Source organism: Natronomonas salsuginis (assembly GCF_005239135.1).
GTDB lineage: Archaea > Halobacteriota > Halobacteria > Halobacteriales > Haloarculaceae > Natronomonas > Natronomonas salsuginis.
The window spans coordinates 125,022-138,356 of the sequence record NZ_QKNX01000002.1 but is presented as its reverse complement, the minus strand read 5'-3'; the positions used below and the strand labels follow the sequence as shown (position 1 = coordinate 138,356).

9 protein-coding genes are annotated in these 13,335 nt (G+C 66.1%); 1 reads left to right on the top strand and 8 read right to left on the bottom strand.

Features of this window, described 5'->3' with window-relative positions:
- Positions 1-68: 68 nt before the first annotated feature.
- From DM868_RS05410 to acs (DM868_RS05395), 4 genes are all read right to left on the bottom strand, one after another.
- Entirely contained in the window at positions 69-1,487 is a 1,419-nt protein-coding gene (locus DM868_RS05410) for a substrate-binding protein (RefSeq protein ID WP_137275835.1), read from the bottom strand.
- Positions 1,488-1,526: 39 nt separating this feature from the next.
- Entirely contained in the window at positions 1,527-3,491 is a 1,965-nt protein-coding gene (gene acs, locus DM868_RS05405) for an acetate--CoA ligase (protein WP_137275834.1), read from the bottom strand.
- Positions 3,492-3,762: 271 nt separating this feature from the next.
- On the bottom strand, positions 3,763-6,273 hold the full coding sequence (locus DM868_RS05400; RefSeq protein ID WP_137275833.1) for a bacterio-opsin activator domain-containing protein: 2,511 nt from the start codon (positions 6,271-6,273) through the stop codon (positions 3,763-3,765).
- A 148-nt stretch (positions 6,274-6,421) separates the two neighbouring features.
- Entirely contained in the window at positions 6,422-8,413 is a 1,992-nt protein-coding gene (acs, locus tag DM868_RS05395; RefSeq protein ID WP_137275832.1) for an acetate--CoA ligase, read from the bottom strand.
- Between the two features lie 94 nt (positions 8,414-8,507).
- Between acs (DM868_RS05395) and DM868_RS05390 the strand changes: the two genes are divergently transcribed.
- The gene (locus DM868_RS05390) at positions 8,508-9,989 is read left to right on the top strand and encodes a cobyric acid synthase (protein WP_137275831.1); all 1,482 of its coding nucleotides are present in this window, start codon (positions 8,508-8,510) and stop codon (positions 9,987-9,989) included.
- Between the two features lie 21 nt (positions 9,990-10,010).
- Here DM868_RS05390 and DM868_RS05385 read toward each other — a convergent pair whose 3' ends face one another.
- The 4 genes from DM868_RS05385 to DM868_RS05370 form a co-directional block, all read right to left on the bottom strand.
- Positions 10,011-10,790 carry a class I SAM-dependent methyltransferase gene (locus DM868_RS05385; RefSeq protein ID WP_137275830.1) on the bottom strand — a complete coding sequence of 260 codons (780 nt, stop codon included), beginning with the start codon at positions 10,788-10,790 and terminating at the stop codon, positions 10,011-10,013.
- 48 nt (positions 10,791-10,838) lie between these two features.
- Positions 10,839-11,672, bottom strand: coding sequence for a deoxyribonuclease IV (locus tag DM868_RS05380; RefSeq protein ID WP_137275829.1), 834 nt, complete (start codon positions 11,670-11,672; stop codon positions 10,839-10,841).
- A gap of 69 nt (positions 11,673-11,741) precedes the next feature.
- Positions 11,742-12,545 (bottom strand): lipoate--protein ligase family protein, encoded by an 804-nt coding sequence (locus DM868_RS05375; RefSeq protein ID WP_137275828.1) that lies wholly within the window; start codon positions 12,543-12,545, stop codon positions 11,742-11,744.
- A gap of 38 nt (positions 12,546-12,583) precedes the next feature.
- Positions 12,584-13,315 carry a ribonuclease H-like domain-containing protein gene (locus DM868_RS05370; protein WP_137275827.1) on the bottom strand — a complete coding sequence of 244 codons (732 nt, stop codon included), beginning with the start codon at positions 13,313-13,315 and terminating at the stop codon, positions 12,584-12,586.
- Between the last annotated feature and the right edge of the window lie 20 nt (positions 13,316-13,335).

The window sequence follows — 13,335 nt, the reverse complement described above, 5'->3', positions numbered from 1 at the left end:
GTGTGCTGGTTTGCATGTAATGAATGGATAAGGGGGAGTCTGATTGTGTTGGCTCTCCGACGGACCGATTACTCGTCGCCGTATCCGGGGAGTTCACACTCCGCAGCGGGGCCGCTGTCGCACTCGTACCCGACGTCTTCGGGGTAGGCGGACTGCTCGACGACCTCCCAGTACCGGCCGTTGTCCGGTTCCTGTTCGGATTCGGGGAGACCGCGGACGACCAGGATGTCGCGCATCGACTGGTGGTCGCACTCCCGCATGATCTCCTCGCCGATACCGCCGTTGTCCCACTCGTAGTCCTCGAGTTCGCGGATGACTTCGGGCGGGTAGAACGTCCCGGCGCGCTCGACGGCCGCGGCGTACAGCATCGTCGCCGAGTACGCGATGCGCGCGGGGGAGCTCGGGGTGGACCCGTACTCATCACGGAACGCCTCCACGAACGCCTGTGTGGGCTCGTTATCGAGATTCGCGTCCCAGTCGTCCGTCCCGAAGATGCCCTCGATGGAGCCGCTGGCACCGGCTGCCATCGGAACGTTGTACAGCGGGACGACGATCTCCATCTCCTCGTTGACACCCTGATCGATGGCTTGGGAGACCGAGTTCGAGCCGTCCAGTCCGTAGTGGTTCAAGAAGAGCACGTCCGCACCGGAGTCGACGGCCTCCGAGAGGAACGTCGAGTAGTCGCTCGTTCCCAGCGGCGTGGGGACGGAGTCGACCTCGCTCCAGCCCGCATCCTCGAAGAACTGACGCATCGACGCCTGCTGGGTCTGCCCCCAGGTGTAGTCGGCGTACAGCTGGTAGAACTCGAGGTCCTCGCCGTACTCTTCGGTCACGATCGGGGCGAGCGCCTGTCCGGTCATGTACGCGTTGAACATCTCCCGGAAACTGTAGCGGACGCAGTCCCCGCCGGTTGTGTCGTTCGAGTGCGTCAGACAGCACATGAACATGACGTTCTCCTGTTGAGCGAGTTCCTGCTGGGCGATCGCGGTCGCACTCGAGGAGCCGCCGCTGAACATGATGACGTTGTCCCGCTGGATCATCCGTTCGCCGGACTCGCGGGCGGTGTCGGCGTCGGTCGCCGTGTCACCGGTCACGTAGTCGATCTCGTAGCCGTTGACCCCGTCGCCGGAGAGGTCGTCCCACAGGTCGACCCAGCCGCCGCCGTTGTTGAGGTGGTTCGCGGCGAGTTCGTACGCGCGGAGTTCGTCGGCACCCTCCTCCTGGTAGGGGCCGGTCTGGGGAACGTTGAAACCGAGCACGGCGGTGTCGCCCTCGATTGGGTAGTTCCCGAGCGACGGGTAGTCGTCGCCACCACCGTTGCCACCGCCGTTTCCGCCGCCGTTCCCGTTGCCGTTCCCGTTGCCGCCGTTTCCGTTGCCGTTCCCCTCGCCTTCCAGACAGCCAGCGAGGCCCGCGATACCGGCCGCTCCGGCGGCGCCGGCTGTCTTCAGCACGTCGCGTCGCGATTGTGTGTCATTCTCCGCCATGTTGTCGTTTTGACTAACCATTATTATATTAATTTATCGTTATAGTTTTTTTGCGATATCTTTGACGACATCGGGGTTGCGAAGCGTGCTCGTGTTGCCGAGCTCGTCGCCGTTCGCGATGTCCTCCAACAGCCGCCGCATGATCTTCCCGGACCGAGTCTTCGGGAGCTCAGGGGTGAATATGACCTCCTCGGGCCGGGCGATCGGACCGATCGATTCCTCAACGCCCTCGACGATGGCGGCCTCCATCTCCGCGCCTTCCTCGTAGCCGTCCTCGAGGATGACGTAGACGTACACCGCCTCGCCTTTCATCTCGTGGTCGCCGCCGACGGCCGCGGCCTCGGCGACCCCCTCGACGCCGACGACCGCCGACTCGATCTCCATCGTCCCCAGCCGGTGGCCGGAGACGTTGATCACGTCGTCGACGCGCCCGAGAATGGTGATGTAGCCGTCCTCGTCGATCTTCGCGCCGTCTTCGGGGAAGTACACCCACTCGTCGGCGTCGGAATCCGAGTACGCCTCCCAGTACTCCGAAACGAACCGCTCGTCGTTCCGATACAGCGTCCGGAGCATGCCGGGCCACGGTCGATCGACGGTCACGTACCCCGCCTCGCCGGGGGCGACCTCCTCGCCGGCCTCGTCGACGACGTTGGCGCTGATCCCGGGCAGCGGCGGCCCCGCCGACCCCGGCTTCATCTCCCCGATCGCCGGCAGCGTCGTGATCATCATCCCCCCCGTCTCGGTCTGCCACCAAGTGTCGACGATCGGACACTCCTCGCCACCGATGTGTTTGTAGTACCACTTCCACGCCTTCGGGTTGATCGGCTCCCCGACCGTCCCCAGCAACCGCAGCGACGACAGATCGTGCTGTTCGGGGTACCGACTCCCCCACTTCATGAACGCACGGATCGCCGTCGGCGCCGTGTACAGCTGGTCGACCCCGTAGTTCTCGACGATCTCCCACATGCGGTCCTTGTCGGGGTAGTCGGGCGTTCCCTCGTACATCACGGTCGTGGTGCCGAGCGCGAGGGGGCCGTAGACGATGTAGGAGTGCCCCGTGATCCACCCGATATCGGCCGAACACCAGTACGTGTCCGCCGGCTTCACGTCCAACACCGCGTGCGACGTCCACGAGACGTAGGAGAGGTAGCCGCCGGTCGTGTGTTTGACGCCCTTCGGCTGTCCCGTCGTTCCCGACGTGTACATGAGGAACAGCATGTCCTCGGCGTCCCGGACGACCGGCTCGAGCGACGCGCCCGCTTGGTCGGCGACGAGGTCGTCGTAGTCGTGTTGGTTCTCCGTCAACTCGTGTTCGAGTTCGTCGCCGAGCCGGTCGACGACGACCGTCGTGGTGTCGTGGGTGACGTCGGCGAGCCCCTCGTTGGCCTTCGTCATGTGGTCGAGGCCGTCGCCGCGGCGGTAGTAGCCGTCGCAGGTCACGAGATACTCCGAATCGGCCGATTTCATTCGCGTCGCGAGCGCGTCCGCGGAGAAGCCGGCGAAGACGACCGAGTGCGGCGCGCCGATCCGCGCGCACGCCAACATCGCGATCGGCAGTTCCGGGATCATCGGCATGTACATCGTGACGATATCGTCCTCCTCGACGCCCAACTCCGAGAGTGCGGCCGCGAACTCGTTCACTTCGCGGTGGAGTTCCTCGTACGTGTACTCGCGCGTCTCGCCGAGTTCGCCCTCCCACTGGATCGCGAGTTCGTCGCCGCGATCGTCGAGGTGGCGGTCGAGACAGTTCGCCGAGGCGTTGAGCTTTCCGTTCGTGAACCACTCGTAGAACGGCTCGTCGTCGTCGACGAGCACCTCGTCGTACTCCTCCTCCCAAGTCAACAGCTCGGCCGCGCGCTCCCAACACTCCGGCCAGTTCTCCTCGAACTCATCGTAAATATCCGGGTCCGAAACGTTCGCCTCCTCGACGAACGACTCCGGCGGCTCGAACGACTCCTGTTCGGCGAGCCGTGCCTCCAGTTTCGTATCCTCCGGTTCAGACATTACGTCCTACCGAATAGATGGCGTACTAATAAGCGAGGGATCTAAACATACAAACTTCGCCGCGATCGAGAGCGACGCTCCGACAGCCATTCGACGTAGATACGGCGTGAGAAACCCTATTTCGGGGACTAAAATGAAAGATCATTGAAATACTGAACGTCCGATTGGCGATTTTTGCGTCGAATATGTTCGGCACTCACAGCAGCCTCAAAGTATTTATACACCGCTCGCCCCGACGACGCCGATCGGGGCAGAGGATCACGAACACCGCTCAGATGTGCGGAGGACCGCCGCCGATGTGATCGCGCGTGTGCTCGAAGAACGACGAAAGGAGCTTTCGCTCGGCCTTCCGGAGGTGGTTGTGGAGCGTCGGCGAGGAGACGCCCATCGAGTCGGCGACCTCCTCGGCGGTCGATCCACGCGGCCAATCGAAGTAGCCGGCGAAGTACGCCGCCCGGAGCGCCGCGCGCTGTTTGTCCGTGAGCGTCTCCGCGAGCGAGTCCTGAAAGTCCGCGACGGTCTCGACTGGGCGGTCGACCGCCTGTTTCGCCCGAAGCGCGGTGTCCGGGAACGAAGCCTGCAGCCCCTCGACAACCGATCTGACGCTCATCTCCTGGGAGATCTCGGCCCGGAGGGTCTGTGTGCCGGCGGCGGCGACCCCCTCCCGAATCGTCGCGCTCAGCTCGGTCAGCGTCAGCGCCGGAGAACTCCCCTCGACGGTGAACTCGAGCAGCGATCGGTCGTCGTACTCGCGGATGTAGCGGCCGTCGGTGACGCCCGGCGCCGCGGTCGCCGTATCGAGAAACGCGTCCGGGGACGCGTTCGAAAGCGTCGCGTAAAACAAAAGCGAATCCTCCGAGACGGGGACGACCGCCTCGATCGAGCAGGTGCACTCGTGTGCGGCCGTCGCGGAGACGAGAAAGGCACCTCGATCGGTGCAGTTGAACTCCAACTCGACGACGGTGTCCGCCAACAGCAGATTCCGGCGCTCTATCGCGGTGATCGCGTGCCCGACGTGCGCTCCGAGATCGGACAGGAGCGTCCGTTCGCGGTCGCCGAACGCGGTCCCGCGGTCGGTGAACACGACGAGGAGTCCGTACGTTGTCTCCCCGTACGCGAGCGGGACGACCCCGACCGCGCGAGCGTCGGAGACGTCCTCGGGATCGAAGGGACCGGCGACGTCCGCCGAAAACTCTCCGCCCGCGACCCGGGGATGATCGGTTTCGAGCGCCGATGACAGCACTCCGGCGTCGGTAGTGAACGGTGAGTCACCGACGATGGCCGCCCCGGCCCCCTCCCGCGGTCGCAGCTGTGGATCACCCGGTGCTGTGCCGCCAATCCACGCGGCGAGATACGCGTCGCTGTCGGCGAGCGAGGCGCAGACCGCGGCTTCGATCTCGGATCTGGTCGATGCGTCGATCAGTTCCCGGCCGGCAGCGTTGATGTCCGCGACCAGCCCTTCGAGCCCCTCGAGCGTCTCGCAGCGACGAGCGAGTGCGCGTTCGCGTCGAACCCGCTCGGTCACGTCCGTCGCGACGATGACGACGAACTCACCGCCGCCGATCGGCGCGACCGTCTGGCGGAGATGCACTCGCTCACCGCTCTTTCGGCGGATCGTCACCTGTCCGACCCACGGCTCCCCGTCCGACACCGTCCCCCGGAGCGATTCGTCGTAGGCCTCGAGATCCTCCCCGGAGCTGAGAATGTCGGCAGCCGGGCGGCCAACGACCTCGCTTTGGGTGTATCCGGTCAGCTCCTCGAAGGCAAGGTTGACGTACTCGAGTTCCCCGTCGGCGGTGGCAAAACAGACGGGCTGTCCGGCGGCGGAGACGGCTCGACGGAACGTACTCGCCGTCCAGTTACCGTCATCGGCGTCGGCATCCCAGAGAACCGCGGTGAACCCCGTGAGGTGATCGTCGCCGCGTCGGGCGCAGACGAGCGCCGAGAGGCGGGCTCGCTCGCCGTCGGCTCGCCGGAACCAACACGTTTCGACCGTGAGATCGTCTCTACTGGCCGACGAGAGCAGCCCCTTTGGTTTCGCACGCTCGCGGGAACCGTCCGTGAACAGCCGTCCGAACGGCGTTCCGACGACGGCGTTCGGTTCGTACTCGAGCGTCGATCGAACGTCGCCCTCGGCACCGACGATTCGACCGTCGGCGTCGAGTTCGAGCCCGACGACTCGATCGCTCTCGTCGAGCGACAGCCCGGACCCGTCGACTGCGGACCGATCCGAGTCGCCGAACGCGGCCGCGACGGCTGCGTCGTCGGCCGGTTCGAGATACGGTTCGAGCGCCCCGAGGCGGTCCCACCCGCCGATCGTTCCCACGATCCGCGGGTCGATCCCCTCCTCGACGAGCAATCGTCGGGCGAAATACCGACGGAGATCGCGGCTCGAAAGGTCGGCGAACCACGATTCACCGGTCGTCTCGGCCGCTCTATCGGCGACTTCCGAGACGAGCATCTGGACTCGACGCGGCGTGATGTCGAGCAGGCGGCCGTCCGGATCCGTTCCCGCGGTCGCGGCGTATTCGTCTATCGTCTGGGCCAGCTCTCCCGAGAGATACGTTCGACGGGACGGCGTATCGTCGTCGTCCCGAACGGACAGAAAGTGATGCGTGACGCCGCCGAACCGACGCCGATCGACGTCTCCGGGCCGAACGCGGGTCTGTTCGGCTGGCCTGACGCCGGCTTCGCCGATGAGCCGAATGACGAGCCGCTCCCGCGTCGTTTCGGCCGCCGCGCGGAGACGCGCGTACTCTTGTCGGCGGAGGTGATCGGCCATTTCGTATTACACAGAAATTCCGAAGTCTTAGTTCTTTGGCCGTTGGTCACACACCGGTCGATGCGCTCGAATCCGGAGTTCCAAGCTGTTTTACGCGGTTTCGGGTGCCGTGCGCCGAATTGTTTCGGTAGTTTGGATAGAAGCGAAATCAGTCTTCGGACTCCAGATACGACCGGGTGTCACCGGAGAGACGGGCGCGAAGTTCGCCGACGATCTCGGGATTGCGAAGCGCGCTGATATCACCTAACTCCTCGCCGGTTGCGATTCCTTCGAGCAGTCGTCGCATGATCTTCCCGGATCGGGTCTTCGGCAACTCCGGCGTGAACACGATGTGGTCTGGGATCGCGACCTCGCCGATACTCCGTTCGATCGCTGCCTCGACCGCCTCGCCGAGGATCGCGTCCCCGGTGTATCCCTGTTCGGTGCTCGCGTAGACGATGAGGGTTCCACCCGCGCCCGTGACGGCGGCCTCGGCGACCCCCTCGACGCCGACGACCGCCGACTCGAGCTCCATCGTTCCGATCCGGGCGTCGCCGACGGAGATCACGTCATCGACGCGCCCGAGCAGCGTGATGTAGCCGTCCTCGTCGATCTTCGCGCCGTCTTCGGGGAAGTACACCCACTCGTCGGCGTCAGGATCCGAGTACGCCTCCCAGTACTCCGAAACGAACCGCTCGCCGTCGCCGCTGGCGAGCCCCCGAAGCATGCCGGGCCACGGTTTGTCTACCGTCAAGAAGCCGGCCTCGCCGGGAGCGACCTCCTCGCCGGCCTCGTCGACGACGTTGGCGCTGATCCCGGGCAGCGGCGGCCCCGCCGACCCCGGCTTCATCTCCCCGATCGCCGGCAGCGTCGTGATCATCATCCCCCCCGTCTCCGCTTGCCACCAGGTGTCGACGATCGGACATTCCTCGCCACCGACGTGTTTGTAGTACCACTTCCACGCCTTCGGGTTGATCGGCTCCCCGACCGTCCCCAGCAACCGCAGCGACGACAGATCGTACCCCTGCGGATGTTCCGACCCCCACTTCATGAACGCACGGATCGCCGTCGGCGCCGTGTAAAAGACGTTCACGTCGTACCGCTGGATCAATTCCCAGATACGGGTCTTCTCGGGGTAGTCGGGCGTCTCCTCGTAGATGATCGTCGTGGTGCCGAGCGCGAGCGGGCCGTAGACGATGTAGGAGTGCCCCGTGATCCACCCGATATCGGCCGAACACCAGTACGTGTCCGCCGGCTTCACGTCCAACACCGCGTGCGACGTCCACGCGGCGTGAGAGAGATAGCCGCCTGTCGTGTGCCGAACGGCTTTCGGCTCACCCGTCGTCCCCGACGTGTACATCACGAAGAGGTCGTCCTCGGCGTCGCGAACGACCGGCTCGACGACGTTCGATCGGTTCCGTTCGACGAGGTCGTCGTAGTCGTGTTGGTTCTCGCTGAGCGAGTGGGGCAATCCACCGCCGAGTCGGTCGACGACGACGGTTTCGATATCCCGATCGATCCGCCGGACCGCCCGGTCAGCTTTCCCCTTGTGATTGAGCGCGTCCCCGCGACGGTAGTAGCCGTCGCAGGTCACGAGATACTCCGCACCGGAGCGCTCCATGCGCGTTTCGAGCGCGCTCGCGGAGAAGCCGGCGAAGACGACCGAGTGCGGCGCGCCGATCCGCGCGCACGCCAACATCGCGATCGGCAGTTCGGGGATCATCGGCAGATACAGCGTGACGACATCGTCCTCCTCGACACCTAGCTCCAAGAGTGCGGCCGCGAACGCCTCCGTCTCCCGTTTCAGATCCCCGTAGGTGTGCGTCTCCGTCTCGCCGCGTTTGCCGATCCATCGAAGCGCCGCGCGGTTCTTCCGCCCCGCCTCAACGTGTCTGTCGACGCAGTTGTAGGCGGCGTTGAGCCGGCCGCCGGTGAACCACCGATACGTCGGCGCGTCCGACTCGTCCAACACTCGATCCCAGGGTCGATCCCAGGTCAGCAGCTCGGCGGCGCGCTCCCAACACTCGGGCCACCGCTCCGCAAACTCATCATAAATATCCGGGTCAGAGACGTTCGCCCCCTCGACGAACGACTCCGGCGGCTCGAACGACTCCTGCTCGGCGAGCCACGCTCCGATATCGACCGGTCCGCCGTCGTCCATTGATCGGCCGTTCGGACAGCGGTTTGATAAACGTTCCCCGCAGGAGAGCACGGAGGCACAACAGGTATTGTCGGCCGAGTCCAAGCCTAAAGCGATGGAGGCCAGAACGATCCTCGTCGCCGGCACCGCGAGCCACGTCGGCAAGTCGACGGTCGCGGCCGGTCTGTGTCGGTATCTGGCCGAGAGGGGAGTCGACGTCGCGCCGTTCAAAGCCCAAAACATGTCCAACAACGCGCGTGCGGTCGCCCGGGCGAACGGCGACGGATTCGGCGAGATCGGCGTCTCACAGTACGTCCAGGCGAACGCGGCCCGCGTGCCGGCAACGACGGATCACAATCCGGTCCTGTTGAAACCCCGCGGCGACGGCGAGTCCCAACTGGTCCTCGACGGCGAGGCGATCGAGCACTTCGCCGCCGGGGAGTACTACGAGAGACACTGGGAGCGAGCGAGGGAAACCGCCGAGAAAGCGCACGAGCGGCTGGCGGCGACGCACGACGTGATCGTCGCCGAGGGGGCCGGCTCGATCGCCGAGATCAACCTCCACGACCGCGATCTGGCCAACGTCGAGACCGCGCGGTTCGCCGACGCCGACGTACTGCTAGTCGCGGATATCGAGCGCGGCGGCGTCTTCGCGTCCATCCTCGGGACGCTCGAACTACTGCCCGAGGACGTCCGCGACCGGGTCGTCGGCGTCGCGATCACCAAGTTCCGCGGTGATCGGTCGCTCCTCGAACCGGGGCTCGATCGCATCGAGCAACGGACGGGCGTGCCCGTCCTCGGCGTACTCCCCTACGACGACCCCGGGCTCCCCGAAGAGGACAGCGTCTCGCTGCCCGCCGTCGGCTCGGCCGAAACGATCGGTGACGACGACGGCGTCGCCCCCGATCGGACGGTGACGATCGCCGTCCCGCGGTTCCCCCGCGCCTCGAACGTCACCGACGTCGAGCCGCTGGCGCGCACGCGGGGCGTCCGCGTCCGCTTCGTTCCGCTCGATGCTCCGCTCGACGCCGACGCCGTAGTGCTCACAGGGACAAAAAACACCGTCGACGACGCCATCGCCGCGCGCGAGGCCGGGCTCTACGCGGAACTTCGAGCGTTCGAGGGGCCGATCGTCGGCCTCTGTGGCGGCTACCAGCTGCTCGGCGAGCGGTTGGCGAACGCGAACGTTGAGGGGACCGGCGACGCCGAGACGGTCGACGGTGCGGGCGTACTGCCGGTCGAAACCCGATTCAGTCCCGAGAAGACCGTCGAGGCCGTCAAGCGGGATCTCGATGGCTGTGGTCCTCTATCCGGAGCCTCCGGGACCGTCTCCGGCTACGAGATCCATATGGGCGACAGCGAACACCTCGCGGACCTCGATCGGCCCTTCGACGGCGAGGGAGCCGCCGCCGGCGACGTGCTCGGGACCTACCTGCACGGCCTCTTCGAGAACCGGATCGCCCGCGAGGCGTTCGCCGAGGCCGTCTACGCGTCCGCGGGGCGGGCTCGACCCGAAGCGAGGGGTGACCGGGAGTCGCCGTACGATCGGGCCGCGAAACTCGTCGCGGAGATCGATCTCGACGCGCTGGGACTCTGAGGTTCGAGCGAACCCCTCGAGCTACACGTCCCCGACGGCGACGTAGAACGGAACCGTCTCCGTGCGGCGGTACTCCTCGCGCTGTACCTGTTCGACCGCGTCCCTGCCCATCGCGCGCCATTCGGTGCGGAGCGAGTCGAGCGCCTCCTCGGTGCCGACCATGGTCCCCCGGCGTGCGCGCAGACCCGCCCCGCTCGCCTTCCGGCTAGCCGCTTCGAGATCAGCGTCGCTGTACGGCGGTTCAACGACGAGCGTCTGCTCGTACCGCCGCGTGCGCACGTTGGAGAGCCCGGCGTCTTCAAGGACTGTCGCGGCGTCGGCACCCAGTTGGACGTCTGTTTCGACGCCGTCGAGGTACCGACGGCGCGCGCGCAGAGCGAGGTCGCGTTCGGCGTCGACGGTCGACTCGACGCTGACGGCCCCGTTGTCGGGTTCGATACAGGCGACGCGATCGGACGCGACGCGTGCGAACTCTCGGACCGCGCGCTCGGGATCGGCGAGGTTGATCAACAGCGCCTGGCAGACGACGAGGTCGACGCCCCCGTCGGCGAACGGGAGGTCGTACGCATCCCCGCGAACGGCCGGGGCGTCGAGTTCGGAGAGTAACTCGACATTGCGATCGCAGCCGATCACCTCGCCGGGGCACTCCTCGCGGAGCACCCGCGTCAGAGCCCCCTCGCCGCAGCCCACGTCGATGACGCGGTCGCACGATCCGAGATCGAGATCGGCGAGGGCAGCGCGGCTGTCGGCCCACATACCGCGGCGCGTCTCCCGCAGGTACTCGGCGTCGAAGTGCCGCATTGGGCGTCGTTGGGGAGTGGCGAATAAAAGCGCCGCGTCCGCCGTCGATCACTCCCCGTGAAGCTCTCGAACGCGCTCGACGTTCCAGGCGAACGACTTCCCGTTCTCCGTCGGCGTCTCCAAGACGAACGGCACGTCGGCGACGGCGTCGTGGGTGACGAACGCGCGCATGCCGGCCTCGCCGATGAGCCCCTCGCCGACGTGGGCGTGTTCGTCCTTGTTCGTCCCACACTCGTGTTTCGAGTCGTTGAGGTGGACGTACTCGAGGCGGTCGAGACCGACGAGGTCGTCGAACTCGGCGAACGTCTCGTCGACGCCCTCCGGCGTCGAGATGTCGTAGCCCGCGCCAAACAGGTGTGCCGTGTCGAGACAGATGCCGAGATCCAGCGCACAGCGATCGAGGACGCCGGCCAGTTCCTCGAACGTGCCGCCGAGTTTCGTTCCGCTCCCCGCGTCGGACTCGATGAGGATCATCACGTCGTCGGGGACGTCGAGTTCTTCGAGCGCCGAGGCGGCGTTTTCGAGGCCGCCTTCGACGCCCGCGCCCGTGTGCGCGCCCAAGTGGACGTTTACGTAGGGAACGTCCAACAGATCTGCCGCGTCGAGTTCGGCCTGCATCGAGGCGATCGACTTCTCTCGCAGGTCGTCTTTCGGCGTACAGAGGTTGACGAGATAGGAGGTGTGAATGACCCACGGACCGACGTCGTTCTCGGCCGAGCGCTCGCGGAACCGCTCGGCGTCCTCCCCGCCGATACTCGGCTCGCGCCACACTTGCGGAGAGTGGCTGAAGATCTGCCCGCAGTTGCCGTCGTACTCCAGTTGCTCTTCGACCGCGTTGTGGACGCCCCCCGCGATGGAGGTGTGAGCCCCGATCCGTAACATGCTATCGGATCGGAGGAGCACGCCAATAGGAGCTTCGAATCCGACGCCATCGGGACGTCGACGCCGGACTCACGCCGTCGGATCGTCCCGCTCGCGCACCCACCGGTCGTGATCGTACTTGCGTTCGCGGAGGTCGTCCGCGCGCTCGCGTTCGGCGTCCGTCCACTCGCCGATCGTGGCGTCGGCCCACGCGACGAGTTTGGTTTCGAGCAGGTCAACGAACGTCGACCGGTCGATGTCGACGCCCGGAATGTCGGTCAGCCCGCCGACCCGGTCGGCGAACGCGTCGGCGGACAGCGGCGGGTCGACGAACGGGGCCAGCCGGCGCGCCGGATCCGAATCGAACGTCAGTGATCCGTGCTGGACGATCGCGTCGCGGGTTCGGTACTGGGCGTTGCCGGCGATCTTTCGGCCGTCGGGAGCGACGAGGTCGTGCGCCGGATCGAGCGACCGGAGGTAGCAGATCGGGTTCCACAGCGCCTCCGATTCCTCGCTCGCGAACCCGACGCCGGCCCCGACCGAATCGAAGGCGGCTAACACGGGCGATAAGAGTTCGCAGTAACTCTCCGTGACGTCGCCGGGGAACGCCGACTTCGGCGCGATGATCGAGTAGGCTACGTCGCCGAACGAGTCGTGGTAGATCGCCCCGCCGCCGGTCTGTCGGCGCGTGACGTCGACGTTCGCGTCGGCGCAGTGGTCCCAGTCGACGATCGAGGCGTCGTTGCCGTAGCCCAGCGAGACGGTGCTCGGCGTCCACCGATAGAGTCGAACCGTCGCGGGGCCGCCCGACGCGATCGTCTCGGCGGCGACCTCGTCGAAGGCCATCGAGAGCGGGCCGGGGAGTCGTTCTTCGGAGATGAGCCGCCAGTCCATACCACCTCTGATGTGGCGACGGACAAATCGGTTGTGTCCTACGGGAGGAGTTTCCGGTCGAGCCTGTCGACCGCCTCGTCGGCGACCGTTCGCAGGTTCACCGCGTCCTCGCGGTTGTACGAGACGAGCGTTTCGAGGGAGCCGTCGACGCCGCGTTCGTGTTCGTGCCAGAGACGGACGGCGTCCCGCCCGGAGATGTCCGGGCGATCCCGCTCGACGCCGACGTCGGGTTCGATCGCCTTCAGGCCGCCCGTCAGCCCGACGCGCTTGCAGGGGTACATGAGATCGAGATGCGGGCGATCGAGATCCACGTCGAACGAGGTTTCGAGGAACGGAACGTCGAACCGCGCGCCGTTGAACGTGACGAGGAGGGGCGCGTCGAGCAGTTCCGAGAGGTTCTCTCGGCTCAGGTCGTCGCCGCGAACGAGCGTCTCCGTGTCGCCGCCGCGGTGTGCGCTCACGCACGTGACGACGTCGTTGGTGTGGTTCAACCCCGTCGTCTCGATGTCGAAAAAGCACGCCTCCTCGCGGAAGTCCTCATAGAGCCGCCAGCGCTCGTTCGAGGGAAGCACCGACTCGAAGAACGCCGAGTCACCGTCGGCCAGCCGCGGCCGCGCACGGTCAATGAATGACTCGATCCGATCCGCCGTCTGACTCCCGCACAGCGTCCGATCGAACTCCGACCACGTGAGCGCACCGCACTCCCACAGGCTCCGCTCGGTGGTTTCTCCGACGCCGTCGACCCCGATATAGGTGTTTTCGATCCGCACAGCGTTCCGTCGGGCGGGCA

What these genes read in the sequence shown, in the direction of transcription:
- DM868_RS05410 (WP_137275835.1), bottom strand. Translation starts at nt 1,487, where the DNA reads ATGGCGGAGAATGACACACAATCGCGACGCGACGTGCTGAAGACAGCC.
- acs (WP_137275834.1), bottom strand. Translation starts at nt 3,491, where the DNA reads ATGTCTGAACCGGAGGATACGAAACTGGAGGCACGGCTCGCCGAACAG.
- DM868_RS05400 (WP_137275833.1), bottom strand. Translation starts at nt 6,273, where the DNA reads ATGGCCGATCACCTCCGCCGACAAGAGTACGCGCGTCTCCGCGCGGCG.
- acs (WP_137275832.1), bottom strand. Translation starts at nt 8,413, where the DNA reads ATGGACGACGGCGGACCGGTCGATATCGGAGCGTGGCTCGCCGAGCAG.
- DM868_RS05390 (WP_137275831.1), top strand. Translation starts at nt 8,508, where the DNA reads ATGGAGGCCAGAACGATCCTCGTCGCCGGCACCGCGAGCCACGTCGGC.
- DM868_RS05385 (WP_137275830.1), bottom strand. Translation starts at nt 10,790, where the DNA reads ATGCGGCACTTCGACGCCGAGTACCTGCGGGAGACGCGCCGCGGTATG.
- DM868_RS05380 (WP_137275829.1), bottom strand. Translation starts at nt 11,672, where the DNA reads ATGTTACGGATCGGGGCTCACACCTCCATCGCGGGGGGCGTCCACAAC.
- DM868_RS05375 (WP_137275828.1), bottom strand. Translation starts at nt 12,545, where the DNA reads ATGGACTGGCGGCTCATCTCCGAAGAACGACTCCCCGGCCCGCTCTCG.